Genomic DNA, 25,898 nt, shown 5'->3' on the forward strand with positions numbered 1-25,898 from the left:
CTGGCGGCCGACACGTGATGCTATGCCGAGCCCGCTCCGAGCGGCTGTCGCGGTGACGGGCGGGGTGGCCGGCCGTCGTTCACGACCGCGTTGGCCGCAGGGTGGCGAAGGCGCGGTCGAGCAGTGCGGCCCGGTCGGCGGCGCCGCCGGTGCGCAGCCATTCCTGCGAGACGGTGTCCAGGACCGCGGTCGCGGCGTTGGTGAGCAGGTCGGCGGTGAAGGGGTCGAGGTCGGCGCCGGGCCGGTCGCGCAGCGCGTCGCTGACCTGTTGGCGCCACTGCGCCCGCTTCTGGTGGAGGCGGGCGCGCAGCGACGGGGTCGACTCGATCAGGCGGAGGCTCGCCAGCGCCTGCTCGGACGCGCGGATCTGTTGTTGCCACTGCCGCAGCACCTGGTGCAGGGACTGTCACGGGTCCTCGTCGGCGGGCCGGGCGCGGATGTCCTGGACGACCTGTTCGCCGGTGACGTCGGTGCCGGCGAAGACGACGTCCTCCTTGGCCGGGAAGTACCGGAAGAAGCTCCGTTTGGTCAGCCCCGCGGACTCGGCGATCTCGCCGACGGTGGTCTCGTCGAACCCGCGTTCGGCGAACAGGCCCAACGCGATCTGCGCGAGTTCGGCGCGTACCGCCCGTCGGGCGCGTTCCCGTAGCCCTGCTGCCATGCACCGGAGTTTACTTCGCGACATCGGGTGTCAAACTTGTCACCGGGTGACATATAGTTGGACCGACCTGCACGAGGGGAGAAGGCAGCGATGACCCTGACCGGCAAGACCGTCGTGGTGACCGGCAGCACCGGCGGGATCGGCAAGGAAACCGCCCGCGGGCTGGCCCGGCTGAACGCCCGGGTGATCCTGGTCGGCCGCGACCAGGGCCGAGCCGACGCGGCCGCCGACGAACTTCGCCGCGACACCGGCAACGGCGACGTCGACGTGCTGACCGCCGACCTGACCCGGCAGCGCGACCTGCGCCGACTCGCCGAGCAGGTCGCCACCCGGTGCGACCGCGTGGACGTGCTGATCAACAACGCGGGGGTGACCAAGGAGCGGCGGGAGCTGACCGAAGACGGCATCGAGACCGCCTTCGCCGCCAACGTCCTGGCCCCCTACGCGCTCACCCGACTCCTGCTGCCGGCCCTGACCGCCGCATCCGGCCGAATCATCAACATCACCGGTGGTGTCCCACGTGGACGGATCGACCTGGACAACCTGCAGGGCGAGAAGTCGTACGTCGGGCTGTCGTTCTACAACCAGACCAAGGTGGCGCTGATGGCGATGAGCCACACCTTCGCCGAACGCCTGGCCGGGACCGCCGTGACCCTCAACGTGGCCTACCCCGGCCACGCCTACACCTCGATGAACAAGAGCCTGACCATCGGCGCCTACCCGCCGCCGGCCCGACCGATCGTGCCGCTGCTGCGGCTGGCCATGCCGGTCCTGTACGGACACCGGGCGGTGGTCAAGGCGTCGAGATCCAGCATCTACCTCGCCTCCAGCCCGCAGGCGCAGGGCGTGCACGGGGCCTACTTCACCAGCCGCTGCCGGCGCGCGTCGTGGCCCGACGCGGTCCTCGACCAACGCAACCGGGACGCCATCTGGGCCCTGTGCGAGGAGCTCACGTGACGGCGCGAGGAGCTCACGTGACGGCGCGAGGAGCTCACGTGACGGCGACCTCGCCGGGGCCCTGTGGTGACGGGGCGGGGCTGGTCGGCGCTCGGTCTATCCAACCGATGTACGAGAACACTGTTTCCGTACATCTTCGGGCCATGATCACCCGATCGTGTTCAGGACCGGGATGTGCTGCTCCTCCTCCGTCAGCGAGCCGTGGTGCCCGATGAAGGTAGTGAGTCCCGGCTCCACTGTCGAACGCACCACCGCCAGAGACCCCTTCGCCGCCACCACCAGGTCGCCGATCCGCGGCAGCACGTGGTCCTCCACCCGAGGCCCGAACCACCCCGCCGCCACGGCCTCCGCGCGCGTCGCGATCCACGCGCGATCACCCAACCGCTCGGCCCACCGCGCCCGCACCGCCTCCGCCTTGGACGTGTAGACGTGCCGCACCCGGGCCTCGCCGCCGAGCACCCGCACACCGTCCCGCAGCACGTCGTCGGTGTCGAAGTCGACCCGGTCGTCCGCCGCCACCATCCCGTGGTCCGCCGTCACGACCAACGCCCCACCGGCCGGCAACCCGTCGGCCACCGCCGCCGCCAACCGGTCGACGAACCGCAACTGCCACCGCCACGCCTGGCTGCCCGGCCCGTACACGTGCCCGAGCGCGTCCAGGTCGGCGTGGTAGGCGTAGCAGAGCACCCGGTCGTCCGACCGCATCACCTGCGCCACCCGCGCCACCAGGTCGCCGAACCCCAGCACGCCCTGGAACCGCCCACCCCGCAGCACGGCCCGCGTCAGCCCGCTGCCCTTCTGCTCGCGCGGCAGCACGAGCCGCACCGCCACCCCGGCCTCGGCCGCCGCCTCGAACGCCGTCCGCCGCGGCTGCACCTCCTCCGGCACGAGCACGTCCCGCAAGTCGACGTGCGGGGTCGCCCCGTACCGCGACCACCGCAGCGCGTTGAGCACCTCGCCACCGTCGGCGAACGAGTACCCGACCAGCCCGTGCTCACCGGTCGGCACCCCGGTGCCCAACGCGGCCAGGCTGGTCGCCGTGGTCGACGGGAACCCGGCCGTGATCGGCGGACCCGCCAACGACGACAGGAACGGCGCGTCCGCCTCGTGCTCCCGCAACAACCGCCACCCGAGACCGTCCACGAGCAGCACGCACACCCGGGACGGGCCGGAGATGCCGAGCACGTCCACCATCCCCGGCACACCGAGCCCGGCCAGCAACGACGGCACGACGTCGGCCAGCGATCCGCCCCCGTACCGGGGCACCAGCGGGTCCATGGCAGGCGACCTTAGCCCTGCGGGCACGATGGGCCCATGACCACCGAACGCGTCGGCCCACCCCTGCGCGCCGGCGAACGCGAGACCCTGCGCGCGTTCCTCGACTACCACCGCGCCACCCTGGCCATGAAGTGCGACGGCCTGTCCACCGAGGACCTGCGCCGCCGCTCCATGCCGCCGTCCACGCTCACCCTGCTCGGCCTGGTCCGGCACCTGGCCGAGGTCGAGCGGACCTGGTTCCGGCGCGTGATCGACCACCAGGACGTCCCGCTGGTGTGGTCGCCCGACGGCGACTTCCAGGTGGCCTACGACGCCTCGACCGCGACCAGGTCCGAGGCGTTCGAGGCCTGGCAGGCCGAGGTCGAGCACGCCCGTCGCATCGAGCGGGAGGCCGAGTCGCTCGACGTCACGGGCCACCACGAGCGCTGGGGCGAGGACGTGTCGCTGCGCCTGGTCATGCTCCACGTGATCCACGAGTACGCCCGGCACAACGGCCACGCCGACTTCCTGCGCGAGGGCATCGACGGCACGGTCGGCGCGTAACGGCACCACTGCGCAGGTCAAGATGCGGTTGGGCGGCTGATCCGGCCCACCAGTTCCACCGAGCACGCCGCCACCGCGCCGACGACCACGCCCACGAACAGCCGCTGCGGCGTCACGTGCAGCAGGAACACGTCCGTCGCCAGCACCGGCACGGTGAGGATCACCGCCGCCGCCGTCGTCAAGCCCGCCAGCAGTGCCACCTTCCACCCCGTCAACGGCCGCGCCAGCAGCGACAACGTCCACAACGACGCCACCAGCACCACGACCGTCGCCACCGTCTGACCGGCCACCCGGCCACCGCCCGGGTCGAGCGAGCGGATCGCGAGGTCGCCGCCGAACGCCGCCAGCCCGATCACCACACCGATCGGCACGGCCAGCCGCAGCACGCGCCCCAGGAACCCTGGCACGTAACGACGCCGGTTCGGGGCGAGGGCGAGCACGAAGCCCGGGACGCCGATCGTCAACGTCGAGATCATGGTGAGCTGGATCGGGGCCAACGGGTAGGCGAGCCCGCTCGCCAGCACGACCAGCGCCAGCACCAGCGAGTACACGTTCTTCACCAGGAACAGGTTCGCCGCGCGCTCGATGTTGGCGATCACCCGCCGACCCTCCGCGACCACGTCCGGCAGGTGCGCGAACCGGCTGTCCAGCAGCACGAGCTGCGCCACCGCCCTGGTCGCGGCGGCCCCGTTGCCCATCGCCACGCCGATGTCGGCGTCCTTCAACGCCATCGCGTCGTTGACCCCGTCACCGGTCATCGCGACCACGTGCCCGCGCCGCTGCAACGCGCCCACGACCGCCCGCTTCTGCTGCGGCGTGACCCTCCCGTACACGGCGGAGGTCTCCAGCACGTCGGCGAGCGCGTCGGGGTCGTCGGGCAACGTGCGCGCGTCCACCGCCTCGCCCGCGTCGGAGATGCCGGGCACGCCGACCGACACCGCGACCGCGCCGACCGTGCGCGGGTTGTCGCCGGAGATCACCCGCAGCGTGACGCCCTGCTCGGCGAAGTACCGGACCGCGTCGGCGGCGTCGTCGCGGATCCGCTCGGCGAGCACGACGAGCGCCCGTCCGTCGAGGTCGGCGGGCAGCGCCGAGTCCCGGGCGGGGGAGCGGGCGGAGGCGAGCACCAGCACGCGCCTGCCCTGCGCGGCGATGCCGGCGGCGCGTTCGGACAACCGACCGCCTCCGGGGAACACCACCTCCGGCGCGCCGAGCACCCACGTGCCGTGCCCGTCGGTGTCCACGGAGGACCACTTCCGGGCCGACGAGAACGGCACGCCGCCCGTGCGCCGCCAGGTGGTGGAGGAGAACGCGTCGGCCAACGCGGCGGAGGTCGCGTTCGCGTCGGGAGCCGTCGCCAGCAACGCCAGCGCCTCCCGCACGTCGTCCTGCGGGCCGTCCGCGATCAGCCGCTCGAAGACGATGTCGCCGTGCGTGAGCGTGCCGGTCTTGTCCAGGCAGACGACGTCGACCCGGGCCAGCACCTCCACGGCGGGCAGCTCCTGCACCAGCGTCCGCTTCCGCGCGAGGGACACCGCGGCCACCATGAACGCCAGGCTGGTCAGCAGCACCAGGCCTTCGGGGACCATGCCGACCAGCGCCGCGACCGCGCCGGTCATCGCCTCCTGCCAGTCGTCGGTGTCCGGGCTGCGCAGCTGGCCCCACAGCAGCAGCGGGCCGACCACCAGCATCATCAGCGAGATCCACCGCAGCAGCTTGTTCGTGCCCGCGACCAGCTCCGACCGCACCACCGTGAACCGGCGGGCGTCGGCGGTGAGGCGGGTCGCGTAGGCGTCCGCGCCGACCGCCGTGGCCTGGAACCGGCCCGATCCGGCGACCACGACCGACCCGGAGCGCACCTCGTCGCCCACGGCCTTGTGCACCGGGTCGGACTCGCCGGTGAGCAGCGACTCGTCCACCTCCAGGCCGTCGGCGTCGGTGACCACGCCGTCGGCGACGACCTGGTCCCCGGTGCGGAGGACGATCAGGTCGTCGGCCACCACCTCCTCGACCCCGATCTCGGACGTCACACCGTCGCGGGTCACCCGGGCGTGTGGCGCGTTGAGCACGGCGAGGCGGTCGAGGGTGCGCTTGGCCCGCAGCTCCTGGACCACGCCGATCGCCGTGTTGGCCACCACGACGAGCCCGAACAGGCCGTTCTGCCAACGCCCGGTGGTCAGGACGACCAGGAACAACGCGGTCAGCAGCCCGTTGAACGGCGTGATCACGTTCGCCCGCGCGATCTGCCCGGCACCGCGGCTGGTGCGGGACGCGACGGCGTTGGTCCGCCCGTCCGCGACCCGCTCCGCGACCTCCGCCGAGGTCAACCCCGCCTGCCGAGTGCCGGCGACCTCGGACATCCCCACCTCCGGGCCCCATCGTCACCCGAGGCCTTCGTTCCCGCCCGTCCACGCCCCGCGCCGAGTTTCGGACCCCCGTGATCAGAGCTAGCGTCGGAGGATGCCGTCGACCGAGCGGACCGCGGACGACCTGGACCTGCTGGACGCCTACTGGCGTGCGGCCAACTACCTGTCCGTCGGGCAGATCTACCTGCTCGACAACCCGCTGCTGCGCGAACCCCTGCGCCCCGAGCACGTCAAGCCCCGCCTGCTCGGCCACTGGGGCACGACACCCGGCCTCAACCTCCTCTACGCGCACATGAACCGCGCCATCCGGCAACGCGACCTGAACGCCCTCTACGTCGCCGGGCCCGGCCACGGCGGCCCGGGGCTCGTCGCCAACGCCTACCTGGAGGGCACCTACAGCGAGGTCTACTCGGGCGTCGGGGAGGACCTCGACGGCCTGCGCGCGTTGTTCCGCCAGTTCTCCTTCCCCGGCGGCATCCCCAGCCACGTCGCACCGGAGACCCCCGGCTCCATCCACGAAGGCGGCGAGCTCGGGTACGCCCTGCTGCACGCCTACGGCGCGGTGTTCGACAACCCCGACCTGCTGGCGCTGTGCGTGGTCGGCGACGGCGAGGCGGAGACCGGGCCCTTGGCCGCGAGCTGGCACTCGAACAAGTTCCTCGACCCCGCCCGGGACGGCGTCGTGCTGCCCGTGCTGCACCTCAACGGCTACAAGATCGCCAACCCGACCGTGCTGGCGCGCATCCCGGACGACGAACTGGCCTCCCTGCTGCGCGGCTACGGCCACACGCCGCACTTCGTCGTCGGCGACGAGCCCAAGGCCGTGCACGAGCAGCTCGCGTCCACATTGGACACCGTGTTGGACGACATCGCCGAGATGAAGCAGTCGCGACGGCGCCCGCCGTGGCCGATGATCGTGCTGCGCACCCCGAAGGGCTGGACCGGACCGCGCGAAGTGGACGGGCAGCGGGTCGAGGGCACGTTCCACGCCCACCAGGTCCCGCTCGCCGCCACCCGCACCGACGACGGGCACCGCGCGCAACTGGAGGAGTGGCTGCGCGGCTACCGGCCCGAGGAGCTGTTCGACGACGACGGCAGGCTCGTGCCCGAGCTGCGCGCCCTCGCGCCCACCGGCGACCGGCGGATGAGCGCCAACCCGCACACCAACGGCGGTCGGTTGCTGCGCGACCTGCGGATGCCCGACTTCCGCGACCACGCGGTGACCGTCGAACGGCCCGCCGTCGGGAGCAGCGAGGCGACCAGGGTCCTCGGCGGGTTCCTGCGCGACGTGGTGCGCCTCAACCCGGACAACTTCCTCGTCATGGGCCCGGACGAGGTCGCGTCCAACCGGCTGTCGGCCCTGTTCGAGGTGACCGGCCGCAAGTGGCGGGCGGACACCGTGCCCGGCGACGACTACCTCGCGCCGGACGGCCGGGTGCTGGAGGTGCTCTCGGAGCACCTGTGCCAGGGCTGGCTGGAGGGCTACCTGCTCACCGGCAGGCACGGCCTGTTCACCAGCTACGAGGCGTTCATCCACATCGTCGACTCGATGCTCAACCAGCACGCCAAGTGGCTCAAGACGACGCGGGCGATCCCGTGGCGCGCGCCGCTGGCGTCGTTGAACTACCTGCTCTCGTCGCACGTCTGGCGGCAGGACCACAACGGGTTCAGCCACCAGGACCCCGGTTTCCTCGACCACGTGGTGAACAAGAAGGCCGAGATCGTCCGCGTCTACCTGCCGCCCGACACCAACACGCTGCTGTCGGTCGCGGACCACTGCCTGCGCAGCAGGCACTACGTGAACGTGATCGTGGCGGGCAAGCAACCGGCGCTGACGTACCTGGACATGCCGGACGCGGTCGCGCACTGCGCGCGTGGCCTCGGCATCTGGGACTGGGCGGGCACCACCGAGGGCGAACCGGACGTGGTGCTGGCGTGCGCGGGCGACATCCCGACGCTGGAGACCCTGGCCGCCGCGAAGCTGCTGCGCGAGCACCTGCCCGACCTGAAGGTGCGCGTGGTCAACGTGGTGGACCTCATGCGCCTGCAACCGGACACCGAGCACCCGCACGGCCTGCCGGACCGCGACTTCGACGCGCTGTTCACCGAGGACAAGCCGGTGATCTTCGCGTTCCACGGCTACCCGTGGCTCATCCACCGCCTCACCTACCGGCGCACGAACCACGCCAACCTGCACGTGCGCGGCTACAAGGAGGAAGGCACCACGACCACGCCGTTCGACATGGTGATGCTCAACGACCTGGACCGGTTCCACCTGGTCATGGACGTGATCGACCGGGTGCCGTCGCTGGGCGGCGCGGCGGCGTCGCTGCGGCAGCGGATGGCGGACGCCCGGCTCGCCGCCCGGCAGCACACCCGCGAGCACGGCGAGGACGACCCGGCGATCGCCGACTGGACGTGGGGCTGACGTGCGGGTCCTGGTGGTCAACGCGGGCTCGTCCAGCCTGAAGCTGCGCCTGCTCGCGGCCGACGACGAGGTGGATCGCACCGCCGACGTCGAGCCGGACCCGGAGCGGCTCGCCGACGTGCTGGAGGACTGGCCCGCACCGGACGCCGTCGGGCACCGCGTGGTGCACGGCGGCACGCGGTTCACCGATCCCGTCGTGCTGGACGACCTGGTGCGGCAGGCGTTGGTCGACCTGACCTCGCTCGCGCCGCTGCACCAGCCGAAGTCGTTGGCGGGCCTGGACGCGGTGCACCGGCTGCTGCCGGAGGTGCCGGCGGTCGCGTGCTTCGACACCGCGTTCCACACCACGATCCCCGCGGCGGCGGCCACGTACGCCGTGCCCCGGGAGTGGCGGGACCGGTACGCGATCCGCCGCTACGGCTTCCACGGCCTGTCCCACGCACACTGCGCGCGCCGGGTGGCCGAACTCGTGCCGCACGGCCGGCGGCTCGTCAGCTGCCACCTGGGCGCGGGCGCGTCGCTGGCGGCGGTCGCCGACGGCCGCTGCGTCGACACCACCATGGGCTTCACCCCGTTGGAGGGCCTGGTGATGGCGACCAGGTCGGGCACGGTCGACCCCGGTCTGGTGCTGTGGCTGGAGGAGCACGAGGAGCTGACCCCGCACGAGGTCGCGACCGCGTTGGAGGAGCAGTCCGGGCTCACCGCGCTGGCCGGCACCGGCGACCTGCGCGAGATCGACGCGGCGGCGGCCGGCGGCGACCCGGACGCCGTGCTGGCGCTGGACGTCTACACCCACCGGCTGGTCGGCGGCATCGCCTCGATGGCCGCGGCGCTCGGCGGTCTGGACGTCCTCGCGTTCACCGGCGGTGTCGGCGAGAACTCGGCCGCGGTGCGCCGCCGTGCCGCCGAGCGGTTGGCGTTCCTCGGGGTGGCGGTCGACCCGGAGCGCAACGAGCGCGCCGACGGCGACACCGACATCACCGGGCCGGACGCGAGGGCCCGGACCCTCGTCGTGACCGCGCGGGAAGACCTGGAGATCGCGCACGGCACCCGAAGCGCGCTCAGCCGCTGACCGCCGTGGAGTCGGACGCCACGATGCGCCGTGCCTCGGCGGTGATCTCGGTGTCCAGCTGCTCGAAGGTCAGGCCCGGGGGATACCCGGACAGGTCGTAGGCGTCGTCCAGTTCCGCCAGGCGCTCCGCCGAGGGCAGCGTCTCGTGACCGAAGGTCGAGTGCGCCCACTCGGCGAGAGCCCGGGGTGCGAGGACCCCCGACAGGACGCGCGACGCCATCGCCTTCAGCACGGCTTCGCCGGCCGCCGCCGAGCCTTTCGGGTGGTGCTCGAGGCCCACGTCCGCCAACGCCGCTTCGAGCAGTCGTGGCACGTCCTCGCCGGCGTGGTGGATCGACACGGCCGCGAGCGTGCACAGCGCAGGGCCGTCCAGTCCCGCGACCAGCAGGTCGCACGCCGCGCGGACGACATCGGCGGCGCTGCCCTGGTCGACGTTCCAGAGTGCGACCGCGTCGCGCATGGTGGACAGGTCGATCCCCGGTGCCATGGACACAGGGTGGGGTGTCCGGTCCGGGATGTCAGGCGGATTACCCGGCGGCTCCCCGGTGCTCAGGCGACGGTGTCGATCGCGGCCAGTCGTGAGCGGACCTCCAGGACCTCGGCGGTGCGGTGCTGCGAGTGGTACAGCTCCAGCGCCTGCGACCAGGCCTCGCGGGCCTGGTCGTGCTGCCCCAACGCGGAATGCGCCTGCGCCAGCAGGTCCAGCGTGCTCGCCTCCTCGCCGCGGTCGTTCAGGCTGCGCAGCACGGCGATCGCCTCGCGGAAGTGCTCGACCGCCCGCGCGTGGTCGCCGGTGCGGTGGGCGATGTGGCCCAGGCTGCTCAACGTGTACGCCTCGCCGTCGGCGTAGCCGACCCGCCGGTGCAGCGCCAACGCCGCCGTGCAGTACTCCGCCGCACGGGCCAGGTCGCCGAGCACCGCGTGGTACCAGCCGACCGAGTTGAGCATGTTCGCCTCACGGGTCCGGTCGTCCAGCCCCCGGTAGAGCTCCAACGCCTCGTAGGCGTGCGTCAGCCCGCGTTCGCTGTCGCCCTGCTGGTCCCAGGCGGCGGCGAACGCCTCGTGCGTGCGCGCCTGGCCCGCGACGTCGCCCGCCCGGTGGAACTCCTCCAGCGCCCGGTGCAGGTTCGCCAGCCCGTCGCGGTGCTCGCCGACGTCCAGCAGCGCCACGCCGAGCCGCCGGTGCGCGCGGGCCTGGTCGCCCGGGTCGTCCAGCTGCTCGACGGCGGCGACGGCGGTGCGCCACGTGACGAGGTTGTCCCGGCGGTGCCGCTGCCGGTAGTGGAACGTGTGCATCACCCAGCCGAGCCGCCACGTCGTCGGGTGCCTGCCCTCCCGCGCGGCCAGCTGCTGCGCCTCCATCAGGTTGGCGTGCTCGACCTCGAACCAGGTCACCGCGCGGGCCAGGTCCGGCAGCGGGTGCGGCGCCACGCCGGCGACCGGGCGCCCGATCACGATCGGCGGCCGGTGCGGGTCGAGCAGGCGTTCACCGGAGTACGCGGTGTGCAGGTAGAAGTCGAGCAGCCGGGTCGACGCCTCGTCGCGCACCGGCCCGGCCAGGTCGCGCGCCGCCTGCTCGGCCGCGTACAGCCGCACCAGGTCGTGCATCCGGTACCGGCCCGGCGTGTGCTCCTGCACCAGGCTCTCCGCCTCCAGGTCGCGCAGCCGCACCCGGGCCTCGGCGGTGGACGTGCCGATCAGCGCCGCGGCCGCCGGCAGCCCGATGTCCGGCCCCGGTGCGAGGCCGAGCAGCCCGAACGCGGTCGCCGTCCGCTGCGCCAACGCCCGGTAGGACCAGGAGAACACGGCCCGCAGGTTGGCCTCGGCGTCGTCGATGTTGAGCGCGTCCAACCGGCCCGCGTGGTCGCGCAGCTCGTCGGCCAGGGCGGACAGCGAGAACTCGGGGTGGCTGGTCGCGCGGGCCGCCACGATGCCCAGCGCCAGCGGCAGGCCGGCGCAGAACGCGATCAGGTCGTCCACCGCGCGGGGGTCGGCGGCCAGCCGGTCCGCGCCGAGGTGCCGGGCGAGCAGGTTGCGCGCCTCGTGGACCGGCAGCACGTCCAGGTCGACGTGGCGGGCGCCGTGCGCGGTGACCAGGCGGGTCAGCCGGCGGCGGCTGGTGATCAGCACCGTGCACGTCGGGCTGCCCGGCAGCAGCGGCACCACCTGCGCCGTGTCCCGGGCGTTGTCGAGCACCACGAGCATCCGCCGACCGGCGATCACGCTGCGGTACAGGCCGACCTGCGCCTGCGGGTCGGTGGGGATGGTCGCGGGCGCGACGCCCATGGCCTCCAGGAAGCCGCGCACGGCCGCCTCCGGTGGCACCGGCGAGCCGGTGGGGTCGAAGCCGCGCAGGTCGACGTGCAGCTGACCGTCCGGGAACAGGTGCAGGTTGCGGTGCGCCCAGTGCAGCGCCAACCAGGTCTTGCCGATGCCCCCGGCGCCGCTGATCGCCGAGATCACCACGGCGGCGGGCTGTGCCGCGAGCGCGGCCGTGACGTGCGCCAACTCCCGTTCCCGCCCGGCGAACCTGGCCGGGGGAGCGGGCAGCTGCCGCGCCACCGGCTCGTCGTGGGCGCCTGCGGTCTCCGACGTCGCCATCGCCCACAGCCGGTGCAGCTCGACCAGTTCGGCCTTGGTCGCGCCGCAGGCCCGCGCGATCCTGGCCACCACCTCGAAGTGCTCCGGCACGGCGAGGCCCTGGCAGAAGCGGTGCAACCCGGAGCTGCTCAGCCCGGTGCGCTCGCCCAACGTCCGGTAGCTGCGCCCGCTGCGCCGCTTCAGCTCGGCGAGAGCGCGCGCGAACGCGCCCACGTGCCCCGATAACGACATTCCCCGCCCCCTCGATCACCCAGCGTCCCACAGGCCGTCCCACCGGTCCACGTCTTTGCAGGTCAACGGATCCGCGGTGTCCCAGCGTCCCGTTTCACTCGCGCCGCCGCCCGCCGCTCCGCCATCGTCGTCGACGACGGACCGGCCGACCCGGTGCTCCAGGGGGACGCGGGGTCGCCGCTCGTCGCCGACACCCTGCGGCGGGTGTCGGAAGGGGGGCGTCCGACCGCGTCGACGAACGCGACGCGGTCGGACGGGTGAGCCACGCGGCCCGACACCCGCTGGGGTCACGGCCCCACGTGCACGTACGGGGCCCAGATGGCGGGCAGCGTGTCCCAGCCCTTGGCCCGGAGGTCCCGCACGGCCTCGTGCAGCGCGAACGCGGCGCGGTCGGGCGCGGCCGACGCGCCGAGGTGCTCGTAGAAACCGCGGGCGACCTCGCCGGCGGTGGCGTCGTGGATCGGCCACAGGGTCGCCACCACGTGCCGGTACCCGGCCAGGTTGAGCCCAGCGCCCAGGTGCAGCGACTCGTCGGGCAGGTCGCCGCCGCTCGCGGTGTCGCACGCCGACAGGTAGGCCAGCTCCGCGCCCAGTCGCAGCCGCGACACGTCGGCGACCGTCAGCCGCTCGTCGTGCAGCAGGAGGCCCGAGGCGGACGGCCGGGCGGAGTCCACGATGCCGTGGCAGGCGAAGTGCACGTGGCCGTGCCGGGGCAGGTCGGCGAGCACCCGGTCGCGCACCGCGTCGGCGGAGCGGCGCACGGTGCACCGACCGCGGGACAGCTCGGTGAGCGCGGCGACCTCCGGCTCGACGTCCAGCGGCACGGCGCCCTCCACCTCGGGGACCGCGACGACGAGCACCCCGTCGCCCCGGGTCGCTTTCGCCTCGCGCGCCAGGGAAAGCGCCCGGACCGTCGGCGTGTACGACGACACCGTGAGGTCGGGTACGGACGCCGGGCCGCCGGGGATGCCCGCGGCGTGCACCGGCAGCCGGGTCAGGGCGCCGGTCGGGCACCACCACAGCCGGGGCGCCGGGCCGACGTGCGCGAGCACCGGCTCGGCCACCACCCGCCACAGCCACGCCCGCACGTCGTCCAGCACCGCGTTGTGCGCGATGACACCGGCGAGGTCGTGCGCGGCGTGCGCCGCCGCGGCCAGTTCGTCCGCGCGCTCGGCGGTGTCCTGCGCGGTCAGGCCCGGCAGCGGCACCACGTCGACCCCCTCGGGCGTCATGACGAGGGCGTCGCAGCGCACCGTGCTCACGTTGACGACCACGATCGGCCCCTCGGCCGCGGCCCCGAGCAGTTCGGCGCACGGGCGGGGCCGCAGGAAGTCCGCCAGTCCCGGCAGCCCGCGGACCTCGGCCACGGTCTCGTCCCACTGCCGGGCCAGCGCCATGCGACGGTCGAGGGTGGCAGGCGTGGGATCGACGTCGCCCTTCGCCGCGGGCTCCTCCAGGCCGTCGCGCGACTCCTCCAGCCGCTGCGCGAGGTCCGGCCGCACACCTCGCAGCGCGAGGAAGTCCGTGCGCAGGTCCAGCAGCTGCGACCAGAGCACGGACCGGCCCTGCTCCAGCAGTTCGACGGCGCGTTCCGGCCGACCGGCCGCCAGCGCGGTCGCGGCGGCGTCGGAGGCGACGCCCACCAGGTCGAGCAGGTGCCGTTCCTGGTCCTGGCGGTGCAGGCCGTGCCACGCGAGCACCGGGAACAACGCCACGGCCTGCTCGTAGCCCGCCAGCGACGACGCGACGTCGTGCTCGGCGACCGACACGGCCCACAACCGCGCCGCCTGCACCCGCACGATCGCGGGCGACGTGCCCGAGGCCGCCGCCGACAGCGCTTCGACGGCCTCCGCGAGGTCGGCCGGGTCGTGCCCGGCCCGGTGGCGGCGGAGCAGCACGAGACCGAGGTTGTACAGGTGCGTCGCGTGCCTCGTGTCGCCCGCCGTCGTGCGCTCGGCGCACTCCCGCAGCAGGGCGACGGCCTCGTCCAGGTCCGCCGCCTCGCCGGTGACCAGGAAGCGGTCGGCGAGCGAGCCGCCGAGGTTCGACAGGTACCGCACCCGCCGCGGGTTGCCCGGCACGACGAGCGCCAGCGCCTCGCGCTCCACCTCGATGGCGCGGTCGAGGTCGGCCGGGTCGTGGCGGGCGTGGTAGCGCGCCGCGGAGGCCTTCGCGAGGTTCGTCAGGGACGAGACGCGGGTGGGCGACCCCGCGTCCACCGCGGTCGACTCGATGCCCGCGCGCACGGCCTCGTCCAGGTGTCCGAGGTCGCCGGTGACGTGGTAGAGGTGCTCCAACGCGTTGGACAGGTTCGTCAGGTACTCGCCCCGGTGCGAGTCCGTCGTCGCGACCGCCGCCAGCGCGCCGCGATGGGCCTCGACGGCCTCCACGACGTCGGCCACGGCGCCCGTCCGCTCGTGCCGGCGGATCAACGCGCTGCCGAGCTGGTTCAGCGTCGCCGGGTTCCGGCCGGACGTGACCGCGACGCCGCGCCGCAGCACCGCCACCGCCTCGTCCAGGTCGCCGGGGGCGCCGCCGAAGTCGTAGGCGGTGATCAGCGCGCTGCCGACCGCCCCGAGCTGGGTGGCCGCCATCCCCACGGGCGCCTCGGCGCCGGTGATCTCGCGCGCGATGGCCGACGCCCGCGCGGCGGACTCCGGGTCACCGTGCCGGTCGTACCGGTCGAGGTGCGCCTGCACGAGGTTCGCCAGGTACATCAAGCGCTCGGGGTGCCGGTCCGGCATGAGGGCGGCGGCCGCGGTGAACAGCTCGATCGCTTCGTCCAGGTCCTCGTCGCCACCGAACCGCCGCGCCCGCTCGACGAGCGCGGCGGCCAGGCTGTTGAGGTGGTCGGCGTAGCCGAACTGCTCCGGCGGGAACGCCTCCATCGCCGACCGGTGGCGGCGGATCGCCTCGTCGAGGGTCGTGCGGTCGCTCGTCTCGCCGAACGACTTGCGGTAGGCGTTGCCGAGCATCGACCGCGCCCTCGCGCGCACGCTCGCGTCCTCGGTGTCCGCCGCGGTCAGCAGCAGCTCGATGGCCTCGGCCAGCGCGCCGGCCGTGCCGGAGTCGTGCGCCGAGATGAGCACGCTCGCCAAATTCGTCACGCAGAAGTCGGTCAACATCCGCTCGCCGCGCGCCGGACCGAGGGCGGCACGCCCCGCCGCGACGCCGTCCGCGATGTCACGCGGGTCTTCGAGCCGTTCGAACCGGCCCAGGTGGGCGAGGCACAACTTGGTGCGCGCCAAGGCGAGCAGCGGTCCTTCGGCCAGGTCCGCGGCGCGTCGCAGCACCTCGATCGCCTCGTCGAAGTCGGCGGTCGCGGCGCCGTTGCCGCCGCGGAAGGTGAGCGCGCCGCCCAGTTCGCTCAGCGCGTGGAAGTGCAGCGGCTGACCGGGCTCCGTGGCCTCGACCCCGAGGCGGTACAGGGCGATCATGGTGTCCGGCTCCTCCAGCCGCACGTGGTCGCCCAAGTCGACGAGCAGGTCGGCGGCCAGGTCGGTGGTGAGCCCCCGGATCTCGTCGCCCGGATCGAGTTCGCGCAACGTCCGCGCCATCTCCTCGATCAGCCGGCGGGCGGTCTCGGGGCCGGGACTGTTCCCGTACCGCACGACCCGCAGGTTGACCAGGTTCATCAGCGCCACCGGCCGGTAGCGCCACTCGGGCCGCGCCGCCGCGAGGGACGCGGTGAGCACCCGTTCGGCTTCGGCGTGGTCCGGGTTGTCGGGCGCGTCCGACTGACCTCGCCGGGTCAGGAACGTCCCGAGTTGGCACAGCACCGCGCCGTGGAACTCCTGGTCCGCGGGCAACCGCGCGGCGGCCGCCGTCATCGCCGCCACCGCGCGATCGAGGTCGAGCCGGTCCTCGGTCGCGTCGAACCGCCGGAAGAAGGCGCCGCCCAGGCTGTAGAGGAAGTGCGGGTCGAACTCGTCGCCGCTGGTGTCGTCGCCGTCCAGCAGGTCGAGCGCGGCCACCAGGTGGTCCGGCACCGCGTCGGGGTGTTCCGGCCGCAAGGCGAGGAACCGGTCCAGGTAGGCGGACACGACGTCGGGGCCCGGATCGCCGGCGAAGTACCGGCACCAGCACAACCACGCCACGGCCGCGAGCGCGTCCGGGTCTCCCACGTCCCCGAGCGCGCCGGCTTCCTCGATCGCCTCGGGCGCGAGGACCGGGTCCGCGTCCCCGTGATCGAGGAAGGCGTCGACCCTCCGGAACAGCGACTCGACCAGTTGCCCGACGTCCACACCGACCTCCCTGAATGGGGGTCGCACGCCGCTGACCGCTCGTTACTCCCGGTATCGTCCCGGTGCATGACCGGTCAGCCCTGGCTCTACCGAGTCCTCGTCGACCCCGGCGCCACCCGATCGGACGCGCCGTGCCTGGACCTGCCGCCCGGGACGGAGCCGGCGGACGCCGCCCGCGCCGCCGCGACCGTCTTCGCCGCGGACGCCGCGGTGCCGGCGCTGGTGCTGCGCGTCGAGGACGGCGAGGTCGGCGTGACCACCCGGGAACACCTGGACCGGCTGGGGCGATCGGCCGTGCGCGGGCTGGGCGAGGGCGACGGCGCGACCCTGCCCGGCGAGTCGACGCGGTACGCGCTGCTGCGCTTCGCCTGCGGCACGTGCGAGAGCACGGCCTACCGCGTGCACGTCGGCATGTCCGGCGCGCCGGGGTGCCCGAACGGCCACGGTCCGATGGAGGCCGCGCCGTGACGCTCGCCGGACTGGCCAAACCGGCGGGCGAGGGGTTCTCGCCGCGCTTCGTGGTCGTGAGCTACCTGCCTTCGCTCGCGGCGGCGGTGTTCCTGCTCCTGCTGGTCTGGGCGGGCGCGCCCGGTCCGCTGACGTTCTCGCGCGCCTGGAAGACCGCCGCCGGGCTCGGCGCGGGCGAGGTCGTCGTTCTCGCGGTGGCGCTGACGCTGCTCGCGGTGGCGCTGATGCCGTTGCAGCTGTCGATGGTGCGGCTGCTGGAGGGGTACTGGCCGCGGCTCCTCACGCCGGTGGATTTCCTGCTGCGGGTGGTGCAGCGGTGGCGGCGCGGCAGGCTCGTGAAGAAGACCGAGCTGCCCGGCGACGCCAAACCGACGCCGGCTCAGGTCCTCGCCGCCGGCCTGGCTGGCACGCGGCTCGAACGGCGCTACCCCGACGAGGAGCACGTGCGCGCCACGACGCTCGGCAACGTGCTGGCCGCCGCCGAACAGCGGGCGGGCGCGAACTACGGCTGGGACGCGGTCGTCGCGTGGCCGCGCCTGTACCCCGTGCTGACCGACCAGGTGCGGGCCGTGGTGGACGCCCGGCGCGACAGCCTCGACAGCACCGCGCGGCTCGCGTTGACCGGCGTGATCACCGCGGTCGCCTCCGCCGGCCTGCTGGCCCGCAGCGGGTGGTGGTGGCTGCTGGCGCTGGCCCCGTTGGGCGTCGGGTGGCTCGCCTACGCCGGCGCGGTGCGCGCCGCGGTCGCGTACGGCGAGGCGATCACCGTGGCGTTCGACCTGGGTCGGTTCGCCCTGCTGACCGCCCTGCACCTGCCGCTGCCCCGGACCAGGGCCGACGAGCGGCGCCTGGCCGAGGGCCTGTGCCTGCAGTGGCGGCAGGGCGTCCAGCTGCCGGACGAGTACGACCACGGCGACGACCCGCCTAGCGCGGCGTGATGCCGTTCAGGACGGTGGCGACCAGCGCGTCGACCTGGTCCGCCGGCACGTCCACCGGCTCGGTCAGGCCCCGGTAGAGGCGGGGGAGGACCAGTTCGTGGCACGCGCCGACGACGAGCGTGGCCACGGCGTGGAGGTCGGTGCCCGGGGCGATCCGGCCGCGGTCCCGTTCGGTGCGCAGGTAGTCGGCCAGGGCGGCGTGCAGGCCGCGTCCATCGGCCATCGGGTTGGGCAGGGCGTCGAACCGGGCGAACACCTCGGGGTGGCCGATCAGCCCGGCGAACGCGGGCAGGAACGCCGCGTGCACGGCCAGCGCGTGCGTCACGAAGGCGTGCAGGTTCTCCGCCAGCGTGCCGTCGGTGGCCGGCCGGCCGACGCGCCGCTCCACCTCGCGGACGTGCTCGTGCAGGGCCAGCGCGAGCAGCTCCTCCTTGTCCGCGAAGTGGTTGTAGAGCACGCCGACCGCGACGTCGGCCGCGCGGGCGATGTCGCGGACCGTGAGCCCGGCGGTGCCGCGTTCGGCGATGAGGCGCGTGGCCGCGGCGATCAGGTGGTCGCGCAGGCTCACGTCGCCGTCACGCAGTGCTGCTGCTCGTCGCGGTGCCATCGGGGTGCATCGTAGGCGGTAGGTGGAGGTCGAAGCCGTGGGCCGCGACCTCGGTCAGGAACGGCACCGGGTCGACGACCTGGTCCACGTGCCACACGCCGGGCGGAAGGGCGGGCAGCCGGTCGACGAGCAGCGCCGCGACCACACCGGTGGCCCGGCTCTGCCGCCTCCCGCTGAACGCGCACGTCACCCCGCCCGCCGACACCGCCACCGCGAACCCGTCACCGCCGACGTGCGCCTTCGCCAGTGGCCCCAGCCGGTGCGCGAACCGCGCGGCGGCGGGCAGCAGCGCGGTCACCAGCCGGGAGTCCAGGCACAACCCCGTGCGCACCCGGTCCACGCCGAGCGTGTCCGGCAACGTGCGCTGGTCGGAGAACGGGAACCCGTGCACGGTCCGCGTGCCGTAGGGCGCGGGGAACTCCACCCGCCAGGACGGGCCCAGGTCGGCGAGCCCGTCGAGCGTCCACGCGACCGCCGCCGCGCCGTGCCGCTCTCCGCCGCCCAGCAGCACGCCGATCTCGACGTCCCGAGCGCCGGTCAGCTCCACGCAGTGCCGGGCCAGCAGGTTCGTGACGCCGGGCGCGAGGCCGACGCTGAGCAACGCGGTCGCGTCACCCTCCAGCGCCCCGATCGCGGCGACGGTGCCGTGCGACGCCGTCACGTCCAGGTAGTGCACACCGCGGTCCAGGCAGGCACGGGCGATCCGGGCGTTGTCGACCTCCGCGCACATCAGCACGGCGTCGGCGCCGTCCAGCACGCCGGTCACGTCGCCTCGGAGGTCCACGCGCACCGCAGTGGCGCCCGGGACCGTCGCCGGCGGGTTGCGCCCGGCCACCACCACGTCGTGCGACGAGGACAGCACGGCCGCCGCCTCCCGGCCCACCGCGCCGTACCCGCCGAAGACCACCACCCGGGCCACGGTCACGCCCTCGCGGTGACGAGCCGGGCCGTGCCGCGCAGCCGCACCGCGTCACCGTCGGCGTGCGGTCGCAGCGCCTCGGCGACGGAGTCGCGGATGCGGTCCACAGTGGACGGTGAGGCGTCGCGCAGGGCGAACCGCACCGGGCCCCAGCCCATGATGAACTCCGTCGCGTCGGCGACGTCGCGGCCCCACACCTGCTCCGCCTCCACCGCCTCGGCCGTCACGTCGGTGAAGCCCGCGCCGGTGAGCACCCGGTCGACCACGGCCGGGTCGGACAGCGACAGCGGTCCGGTCTCGGTGGACGTGGACATCGGCGAGCCGCCGAACGCCGCGAACACCTCGGCCAGGTCGCCGAGGTCGCGCATCGACAGGAACGCCAGCCGCCCGCCGGGCCGCAGCGCGCCGCGGATGTTGGCGAACGCGGCGACCGGGTCGGCGAAGAACATGACCCCGAACCGGCTGACCGCCACGTCGAACGCGTGCGGCGGGAACGGGAAGACCTGCGCGTCGCCCTGCTCGAACGTCAGGTTCGGCACGCCCGTGGCCGTCATTCGCGCGCGGGCCAGCATCGGTCCGGACAGGTCGACGCCGGTGACGTGGGCGACGTGGGGCGCGATCAGCCAACTGATCCGGCCGTTGCCGCAGCCGATGTCGAGCACCCGGTCGTCGGGCGAGAGGCGGGCCGCGGCGATCAGCAGGTCGTTGAAACCGGCGTTCACGGCGTCGTAGCGGTCGTGGTTCTCGGCCCAGTGCTCGCCTTCGTACCCGTTCCACGCCTCGGCCTGGTGGGTGTTGACGATCTTCGGCATGGTGCCTCCCTGGTTGTGAACGTCTGTTCATGAACAACTGTTCACAACGGAACCCGGTGTTGTCAAGAGCGGGATGCCGGCTATCGTCGCGGCCATGACCGTGGTCCGCTCGTTGCTGTTGTTCGTGCTGGCCGCGTTGGCCGAGATCGGTGGCGCGTGGCTGGTGTGGCAGGGCGTGCGCGAGCACCGCGGCCTGCTGTGGATCGGCGCGGGCGTGGCGGCGCTCGGCCTGTACGGGTTCGTGGCGACGTTGCAGCCGGACGCGCACTTCGGCCGCATCCTGGCCGCGTACGGCGGGGTGTTCGTGGCCGGGTCGCTGGCCTGGGGCGTGGTGGTGGACAAGTTCCGGCCCGACCGGTGGGACTACGTCGGCGCGGCGATCTGCCTGCTCGGCGTGGCCGTGATCATGTACGCGCCGCGCCCGTGAAGGTCCCGGAGGCCTGACGGCCGGTCGGCAGCGGCATGGCGTCGCTCGTCGTGCCGGTCGTGCGCGGGGGTCGCCGTGCCCGCGCCGCCGGTTGAAGCCGCACCGCTCGTTGCCAGTCGTGGTCACCTGGAGGAACGCCGTCCTGACCGTCAGGCCAGGTGGTTGCCCGTCTCCCGTGCGCGGACGCTGAGCAGGTCAGGCCGGCGGGTTGCCGCGCGGGCGGAGGCGGCCCATCGGCAGCGGCGGGGCGGGGAGGCGGTCGCCCGGGTAGCCCTCGACCCGGCCGAAGCGCTCCGACGCCGCCTGCCACTGCTCGCGGTAGCGGGCGATCTCCTCGTGGTTGCGGCCCACGAAGTTCCACCACATCACCAGGTCCTCGCCCAGCGGCTCGCCGCCGAGCAGGACCACCCGCGCCGGGGTCCCGGTGACGTTGGCCAGGTGGAGCACCGCCGCGCCCGGGCCGACGTAGCCGAGCGTTCCGCTCGCCAGCGCCGTGCCGCCGAGCTCCACCGCGCCGAGGTCGACGAGCACCCCGTGCTCGAACGCCGCGTCCACGTCGAGCGCCACCCGCGCGCCGGGTTCGAGCACGAGTTCCGCGCCCAGCAACGGCGTGAACGTGCGCACCGGCGACGTCCGACCCGCGACCGTGCCCAGGAACACCCTCGCCGACGCGCCGTCCAGCGCCACCGCCTCGGGCACGTAGTGCTGGAAGTCGCGCGGCGCGTCGCGGTGGGCGTCGGGCAGCGCGATCCACAGCTGCACGCCGTGCAGCACGGTCGTCTCCGGCGTCGACACCTCGGAGTGGCAGATGCCGTGCCCGGCGGTCATCAGGTTCAGCTCGCCCGGCCGCACCACCGCGTGCACCCCGAGGCTGTCGCGGTGCTCGATCTCGCCGCTGAACAGCCAGCTCGCGGTCTGCAGCCCGGTGTGCGGGTGCGGCGCGACGTCCATCCCGCCGCTGACCGACACGTCGTCGGGCCCGTAGTGGTCGGCGAAGCACCACGCGCCGATCAGGGACCGCGACCGCTGCGGCAACGTGCGGCGCACGGTCATCGCCCGCGGCCCGCCCAGCGGCACGTCGCGGGGGTCGAGGACCTCGACCGCCGCGACGCCGGACGTGCTCTCGCAGATCAACTCGGACGGGTGGGTCTCCACGTTGCTCATCGCGACCCCGTTCGGACGGCCATCAGCCCATCCTAGGGGCGCTCAGAGGCGCTGGTACTCCTCCCACGTCCGCTTCGGGGTCACCACCGGCCCGTCGTCCGGACCGCGGTTGGCCAGCCCGTTGAAGCCGAGGTAGTAGTCGCCTGCCTGGTTCCGCGCGCCCGTGGACAGGTCCGGGTCGCCCAACGCGATCGCGTGGATGTGGTAGTCGAAGCCCTGCGCGGGCGTGCGGATCCACGCGGCGAACCCCACTTGGCGCAACACCCTGGCCACGTTCGTGCGGGTCGTCGCGGTCATGCCCGACACCGAGATGTCCAGCGCGCCGCCGCCGTCGTGGGTGCCCGCCGAGCCGGGCACGCCGCCCGGGTTGTACGAGCCCTGCGTGATGCCGAGCGTCCGGCCCAGCAGCCGTTCCGCCTCGACCAGCATGGCCTTCGTGCGGGTGTTCATCAGCGCGCTGTGGTAGGTCACCCGGCTGCCCGCCGACACCACGCGGGTGACGGTGTAGGTCGTCTCGCCGAGCAGCCGCAACGACGTCGGTCCGGGCATGCCGGACGCGTCGAGCCCGGTGTAGCCGAGCGAGCGCTGGTAGGCCGCGTAGGCGTCGATCGTCCGGGTGCCGAAGTGCCCGTCCACGTAGGTCGAGGCGAGGTGCCCCTTCGCGGCGAGCGCCCGTTCCACCAGCCGCACGCTGTCGCCGCTGCCCGGCGTGATCGCCGAGTCGGCCCGGCGCGGGTCGATCTGCGCGGCCTTGAGCACGGACTCCATGTCGACCACGGGCAGTGCGACGGCCTGGGGCTCGGCGGCGGCGGGCGCCGCCAGGCCGGCCAACCCGATCAGCGCACCGACCACCGCGACTCTGACGTTGACCACGTCCACCTCCGGTCCACCTCCGACGAAGCGCAGCCAGTCAAGCGCGGATCGGCGGTTCTTGGCAACACCTCGCCGTAGTTGGTTGGTTGTTGACAACAGGCGGCGCGCTTCGTCCGACGAGGGTCGTGGAGTAGAGTCCGGCGAGTTGGGGCACGAGCTGTCGGCACTCGGCCGGCGCGGTCCCCGATCCAGTCCGGCCGCACCTCAGGGCCGGGGACGGGAGCACCGGCTTGTCGCCGGACCATCCGTTCACATCATCTACCCCTACGGCCCGCAGGCACGCCGGTCCGATCCACCACGCTCTCCCCATGCGTGGCGCGGCCCTGTCGGCAGGGGAGGCGGGGTCGTCATGACGCAGACCAGACCTGGTCGATCACAGGGTGCCGCGGTCGGTTTCGCCGACGCGAGGGCCGCGGCCGACCGGGCCGAGACCGTTCAGCGCAACCAGGCCGCGCGCACCGTCGCCGACAACTCGGTCGACGCGAACGACTGCCGCGAGCTGCTGCTGATGCTCGGCCTGCCCGACCCGCCCGCGGACGACGCGCCGGTGCGCACCCGCAACGAGCGGGCGCAGGACCAGCGCACGGCCGAGTACCCGCTCCAAGCCCGCGACTGAGCGAGCCGGCGCCTCCGTCGCAAGTGGACGGACGCGTCGACCATCGACCTAACTCGACCGGGTGAGTTCTCGGCCCGAGCGCATCAACGGCCGACGACGGCGGTAGCCCACCTGTGGTGTGTCCACGAGGGACACCCGGAGGAGGTTCGAGCGCAGATGGGCATTGGCGACAAGTTCGACGACCTCAAGGGCAAGGCCAAGGACGCTCTCGGTCAGCACGGCGACAAGGCCGACGAGGGCATCGACAAGGCCGGCCAGTTCGTCGACGAACGCACCGGCGGTGAGCACTCCGAGCACATCCAGAAGGGGACGGACAAGGCCAAGGAAGGCCTGGACCGATTCCGCGAAGGCCAGTAGCCCGAAGACGACCGAGGGCCGCCCTCACGATCGAGGGCGGCCCTTCCGCGTGCGCTCAGGAGCGCGTGAGGCGCGAGGCGAGCAGCGCCTTGCCCTGCTCGGCGCCCTTGCGGCTCTCGCCCTGGGCGCGGCGGAAGAAGTCCGCCAGCTCGCGGTCGCCCGCGCGCTCGGCGTCGGCGACGTAGGTCTCCAGCCGCAGCGCGTTGCTCAGGCACGCCTCGACGAACCAGATGATGTTGTAGTCCTTGTCCTGCGTTCCGGTCACCTGACCGGTTTCGGTCGTGGTGGACACATGACCTCCTCACTAGTCGACGCACCGGGGATACCCGTTTTCCGCACCCTGAACGCGGAACCGGCGCCCCTGCGGACGACTTCGCCGCTCGTCCCCGTCCGGCCGTCACCCGACCGTGGGACCGCGGCGACCGTGACCCCGCCGTCGCGTCAGCCGTCGAGCTCGGCCCACACGACCTTGCCGTCGGCGGTCGGGTCGGTGCCCCACGCCCGGCTCAGGGCGGCCACGATGATCAGCCCGCGCCCCCGTGTCGAGTCGACCTGCACGGGTCTGGGCTGGGGCAGGGCGGACGACCCGTCGGCCACCTCGATCCGCAGCCCGGACTCCGTCCGCGAGACGGTCAGGCCCACCGGCCCGGTCGCGTGGTCCACCGCGTTGGACACCAGCTCGGTCACCACCAAGGCGGCGTCGTCGCCCGCGTCCTCCGACAGCCCCCAGGCCGCCGCCGCGTCGCCCACCACCTGGCGGGCCCGCGCCGATGAGCCCGCTGACGCGGGCAGCGTCACGGCCACCGGCGCTGCTGGCTCGTTGCGCACATCCGCTCCCCGTTGATCGGCCGTCACGGCATGGTCGCACATCCACCGGTCGTGGCACCGGGCGGTCGCGCCGACCGGCGTCCTGGCGGCGTCCGGCGGCACGTCGGTGACCAGTCCGTCGGGACGCGGTATCGGCACGGGGCCCATCCGGTGGCTAGGCTCGTGCACCATGGAGTTGCAGGTGCGCAGTGAGGTGCGGGGCGACTGGACGGTCGTCGCGGTGTCGGGCGAACTGGACGCCGACACGGTCCCCGTGCTGTCCGACCGCCTCGAGGAGAGCAGGGGCGCCAACGTCGTGGTGGACCTGAGCGGGGTGCCGTTCATGGACACGACGGGCCTGTCCCTGATGCTCGACTGGCACCGCAGACTGGACGGCTCGGGCGGGGAGTTCCGGATGGCGTCGATGCAACCCTCCGTGCACAAGCTGTTCCGGCTGACCGAGTTGACCGAGGTCATGCACATCCACGACACCGTCGAATCGGCCACGACCACCACGTGATCCCCGAGACCTTCCGCAACTCGCCGATACCCCGCGACCAGGACTGGCTGGCCACCCTCCCCACCGCCATCGAGCACCGCCTGGAGGTCTGGGACCTGCGTCCGGACGGCCCGGTGAGGCACGGCTCGCACGCCCTGGTCATCCCGGTGACCCGCGAGGGCACACCACTCGTGCTGCGGGTGAACGCGCCGAGCGAGGACGTGAGGGCGCACATCGAAGCCCTGCGCTTCTGGCAGGGCCGGGGCACCGTCCACCTCGTCGACGCCGACCCGACCGCCGGCGTCATGCTCCTGGAACGCCTCGACCTGCACCGCAGCGCCCTGGACCTCCCGTCCGAGGAAGCCATGGCGGTACTGGGCGTGATGGCCCGACGACTGGCCGTCCCGGCCCCACCGACCGCCCGTTCGACGGCCGACCTGGCCCTCGCCCGCGCCGAGAGCCTGGAACCGGACTGGCTGCGCCAAGGCAAACCCTTCGACCGCGCCATCCTCCGCGCGGGGGAGGAGGCGGTGGCAACCCTGGTCACCACCGCGTCCACGCTCGCCGTCAACGGCGACCTGCACTCGGCCCAAGTCCTGGCCGGCACCCGCGAACCCTGGCTGACCGTCGACCCGATCCTGCTGCGCGGCGACATCGCCTACGACCTGGCCAGAGTCCTCTGGACGAGGCTCGACGACATGCCCGACGACACCGCGATCACCGCCCACCTGGACATCGTCGTCAACGCCGCCAACCTGAACCGCGACCAAGCCAGGAACTGGGTCGTCTTCCGCGCCATCGACTACTGGCTGTGGGGCCTGGACGCGGGTCTGACCGAAGACCCCATCCGCTGCCACCGCCTGATCACCGCCCTGACCTGACCCACCCACCGGTCCACCACCCCCCACCCGCCCACAACGGACCCGCAGCATCCCCACCTAGGCCCGATTTGACATGGGTTCGGGTGCCATAGGCTGGTCGAAGCCGGGCAGGCTTGGCGGACGCTCTTCCCGCCAGGCCTGCCCGGCTT

Annotated in this window: 25 protein-coding genes; 11 read left to right on the plus strand and 14 right to left on the minus strand. The window is 73.5% G+C overall.

All coding sequences use genetic code 11. From position 1 onward, the window contains the following. Positions 1-79: 79 nt before the first annotated feature. Together ABTZ99_RS29755 and ABTZ99_RS29760 are read right to left on the minus strand one after the other, a co-directional pair. On the minus strand, positions 80-391 hold the full coding sequence (locus ABTZ99_RS29755; protein WP_499615866.1) for an acyl-CoA-like ligand-binding transcription factor: 312 nt from the start codon (positions 389-391) through the stop codon (positions 80-82). A gap of 15 nt (positions 392-406) precedes the next feature. After that, a complete protein-coding gene (locus ABTZ99_RS29760; RefSeq protein ID WP_499615869.1) occupies positions 407-661 on the minus strand; it encodes a TetR family transcriptional regulator in 255 nt (84 codons plus the stop codon). A gap of 90 nt (positions 662-751) precedes the next feature. Between ABTZ99_RS29760 and ABTZ99_RS29765 the strand changes: the two genes are divergently transcribed. Next, positions 752-1,618 (plus strand): SDR family NAD(P)-dependent oxidoreductase, encoded by an 867-nt coding sequence (locus tag ABTZ99_RS29765; protein WP_499615872.1) that lies wholly within the window; start codon positions 752-754, stop codon positions 1,616-1,618. Positions 1,619-1,765: 147 nt separating this feature from the next. Here ABTZ99_RS29765 and ABTZ99_RS29770 read toward each other — a convergent pair whose 3' ends face one another. Continuing rightward, positions 1,766-2,896, minus strand: a complete 1,131-nt coding sequence (locus ABTZ99_RS29770) for an alkaline phosphatase family protein (protein ID WP_499615874.1) — start codon at positions 2,894-2,896, stop codon at positions 1,766-1,768. Positions 2,897-2,932: 36 nt separating this feature from the next. Between ABTZ99_RS29770 and ABTZ99_RS29775 the strand changes: the two genes are divergently transcribed. Continuing rightward, the gene (locus ABTZ99_RS29775; RefSeq protein ID WP_499615877.1) at positions 2,933-3,439 is read left to right on the plus strand and encodes a DinB family protein; all 507 of its coding nucleotides are present in this window, start codon (positions 2,933-2,935) and stop codon (positions 3,437-3,439) included. 17 nt (positions 3,440-3,456) lie between these two features. On the opposite strand, the gene ABTZ99_RS29780 is transcribed toward ABTZ99_RS29775, so the two are convergent. Further along, positions 3,457-5,799: an HAD-IC family P-type ATPase gene (locus ABTZ99_RS29780; RefSeq protein ID WP_499615880.1), complete on the minus strand. Its 2,343-nt coding sequence runs from the start codon at positions 5,797-5,799 to the stop codon at positions 3,457-3,459. A 100-nt stretch (positions 5,800-5,899) separates the two neighbouring features. Between ABTZ99_RS29780 and ABTZ99_RS29785 the strand changes: the two genes are divergently transcribed. After that, a complete protein-coding gene (locus ABTZ99_RS29785; protein WP_499615883.1) occupies positions 5,900-8,233 on the plus strand; it encodes a phosphoketolase family protein in 2,334 nt (777 codons plus the stop codon). Position 8,234: 1 nt separating this feature from the next. Continuing rightward, positions 8,235-9,305, plus strand: coding sequence for an acetate/propionate family kinase (locus ABTZ99_RS29790; RefSeq protein WP_499615886.1), 1,071 nt, complete (start codon positions 8,235-8,237; stop codon positions 9,303-9,305). Here the strand turns inward: ABTZ99_RS29790 and ABTZ99_RS29795 are convergent. The 3 genes from ABTZ99_RS29795 to ABTZ99_RS29805 all read right to left on the minus strand — a co-directional run bounded on the left by ABTZ99_RS29795 (position 9,295) and on the right by ABTZ99_RS29805 (position 16,381). Continuing rightward, positions 9,295-9,792, minus strand: a complete 498-nt coding sequence (locus tag ABTZ99_RS29795; protein WP_499615889.1) for a hypothetical protein — start codon at positions 9,790-9,792, stop codon at positions 9,295-9,297. The genes ABTZ99_RS29790 and ABTZ99_RS29795 overlap by 11 nt on opposite strands. A 62-nt stretch (positions 9,793-9,854) precedes the next feature. Beyond that, the gene (locus ABTZ99_RS29800; RefSeq protein WP_499615892.1) at positions 9,855-12,137 is read right to left on the minus strand and encodes an ATP-binding protein; all 2,283 of its coding nucleotides are present in this window, start codon (positions 12,135-12,137) and stop codon (positions 9,855-9,857) included. A 287-nt stretch (positions 12,138-12,424) separates the two neighbouring features. Beyond that, positions 12,425-16,381 carry a CHAT domain-containing protein gene (locus ABTZ99_RS29805; protein WP_499615895.1) on the minus strand — a complete coding sequence of 1,319 codons (3,957 nt, stop codon included), beginning with the start codon at positions 16,379-16,381 and terminating at the stop codon, positions 12,425-12,427. Between the two features lie 66 nt (positions 16,382-16,447). Between ABTZ99_RS29805 and ABTZ99_RS29810 the strand changes: the two genes are divergently transcribed. Together ABTZ99_RS29810 and ABTZ99_RS29815 are read left to right on the plus strand one after the other, a co-directional pair. Beyond that, positions 16,448-16,849 carry a hypothetical protein gene (locus ABTZ99_RS29810; protein ID WP_498773226.1) on the plus strand — a complete coding sequence of 134 codons (402 nt, stop codon included), beginning with the start codon at positions 16,448-16,450 and terminating at the stop codon, positions 16,847-16,849. Next, on the plus strand, positions 16,846-17,787 hold the full coding sequence (locus ABTZ99_RS29815; RefSeq protein WP_499615898.1) for a hypothetical protein: 942 nt from the start codon (positions 16,846-16,848) through the stop codon (positions 17,785-17,787). Before ABTZ99_RS29810 ends, ABTZ99_RS29815 begins: the two co-directional genes overlap by 4 nt. Here ABTZ99_RS29815 and ABTZ99_RS29820 read toward each other — a convergent pair. The 3 genes from ABTZ99_RS29820 to ABTZ99_RS29830 are packed head-to-tail and all read right to left on the minus strand — an operon-like array spanning position 17,774 to position 20,125. Continuing rightward, positions 17,774-18,394, minus strand: a complete 621-nt coding sequence (locus ABTZ99_RS29820) for a TetR/AcrR family transcriptional regulator (RefSeq protein WP_498773229.1) — start codon at positions 18,392-18,394, stop codon at positions 17,774-17,776. The genes ABTZ99_RS29815 and ABTZ99_RS29820 overlap by 14 nt on opposite strands. Continuing rightward, on the minus strand, positions 18,363-19,319 hold the full coding sequence (locus ABTZ99_RS29825) for a saccharopine dehydrogenase family protein (protein ID WP_499615900.1): 957 nt from the start codon (positions 19,317-19,319) through the stop codon (positions 18,363-18,365). The genes ABTZ99_RS29820 and ABTZ99_RS29825 overlap by 32 nt, the downstream gene beginning before the upstream one ends. After that, a complete protein-coding gene (locus ABTZ99_RS29830; protein WP_498773233.1) occupies positions 19,316-20,125 on the minus strand; it encodes a class I SAM-dependent methyltransferase in 810 nt (269 codons plus the stop codon). The genes ABTZ99_RS29825 and ABTZ99_RS29830 overlap by 4 nt, the downstream gene beginning before the upstream one ends. A gap of 94 nt (positions 20,126-20,219) precedes the next feature. On the opposite strand from ABTZ99_RS29830, the gene ABTZ99_RS29835 reads away from it, so the two are divergent. Further along, entirely contained in the window at positions 20,220-20,552 is a 333-nt protein-coding gene (locus ABTZ99_RS29835) for a YnfA family protein (protein WP_498773236.1), read from the plus strand. A gap of 195 nt (positions 20,553-20,747) precedes the next feature. Here ABTZ99_RS29835 and ABTZ99_RS29840 read toward each other — a convergent pair whose 3' ends face one another. Continuing rightward, complete coding sequence (locus tag ABTZ99_RS29840) at positions 20,748-21,716, minus strand: pirin family protein (protein WP_499615903.1); 969 nt, start codon at positions 21,714-21,716, stop codon at positions 20,748-20,750. Between the two features lie 42 nt (positions 21,717-21,758). Further along, positions 21,759-22,595: a peptidoglycan-binding domain-containing protein gene (locus tag ABTZ99_RS29845; RefSeq protein WP_498773240.1), complete on the minus strand. Its 837-nt coding sequence runs from the start codon at positions 22,593-22,595 to the stop codon at positions 21,759-21,761. 343 nt (positions 22,596-22,938) lie between these two features. Here ABTZ99_RS29845 and ABTZ99_RS29850 point away from each other — a divergent pair, with 343 nt between their 5' ends. Then, complete coding sequence (locus tag ABTZ99_RS29850) at positions 22,939-23,205, plus strand: hypothetical protein (protein WP_498773242.1); 267 nt, start codon at positions 22,939-22,941, stop codon at positions 23,203-23,205. A 156-nt stretch (positions 23,206-23,361) separates the two neighbouring features. After that, complete coding sequence (locus ABTZ99_RS29855; RefSeq protein WP_498773244.1) at positions 23,362-23,562, plus strand: antitoxin; 201 nt, start codon at positions 23,362-23,364, stop codon at positions 23,560-23,562. 55 nt (positions 23,563-23,617) lie between these two features. Here the strand turns inward: ABTZ99_RS29855 and ABTZ99_RS29860 are convergent, their stop codons facing one another. Together ABTZ99_RS29860 and ABTZ99_RS29865 are read right to left on the minus strand one after the other, a co-directional pair. After that, positions 23,618-23,854: a hypothetical protein gene (locus ABTZ99_RS29860; RefSeq protein WP_498773246.1), complete on the minus strand. Its 237-nt coding sequence runs from the start codon at positions 23,852-23,854 to the stop codon at positions 23,618-23,620. Positions 23,855-24,003: 149 nt separating this feature from the next. After that, positions 24,004-24,390 carry an ATP-binding protein gene (locus ABTZ99_RS29865; protein ID WP_499615908.1) on the minus strand — a complete coding sequence of 129 codons (387 nt, stop codon included), beginning with the start codon at positions 24,388-24,390 and terminating at the stop codon, positions 24,004-24,006. A 169-nt stretch (positions 24,391-24,559) separates the two neighbouring features. Here ABTZ99_RS29865 and ABTZ99_RS29870 point away from each other — a divergent pair, with 169 nt between their 5' ends. Together ABTZ99_RS29870 and ABTZ99_RS29875 are read left to right on the plus strand one after the other, a co-directional pair. Continuing rightward, positions 24,560-24,889 (plus strand): STAS domain-containing protein, encoded by a 330-nt coding sequence (locus ABTZ99_RS29870; RefSeq protein ID WP_498773250.1) that lies wholly within the window; start codon positions 24,560-24,562, stop codon positions 24,887-24,889. Beyond that, a complete protein-coding gene (locus tag ABTZ99_RS29875) occupies positions 24,886-25,749 on the plus strand; it encodes an aminoglycoside phosphotransferase family protein (protein ID WP_498773252.1) in 864 nt (287 codons plus the stop codon). The genes ABTZ99_RS29870 and ABTZ99_RS29875 overlap by 4 nt, the downstream gene beginning before the upstream one ends. Positions 25,750-25,898: the final 149 nt, after the last annotated feature.

This window comes from Actinosynnema sp. NPDC002837 (assembly GCF_040295345.1).
In the GTDB taxonomy this organism is placed as follows: Bacteria; Actinomycetota; Actinomycetes; order Mycobacteriales; family Pseudonocardiaceae; genus Actinosynnema.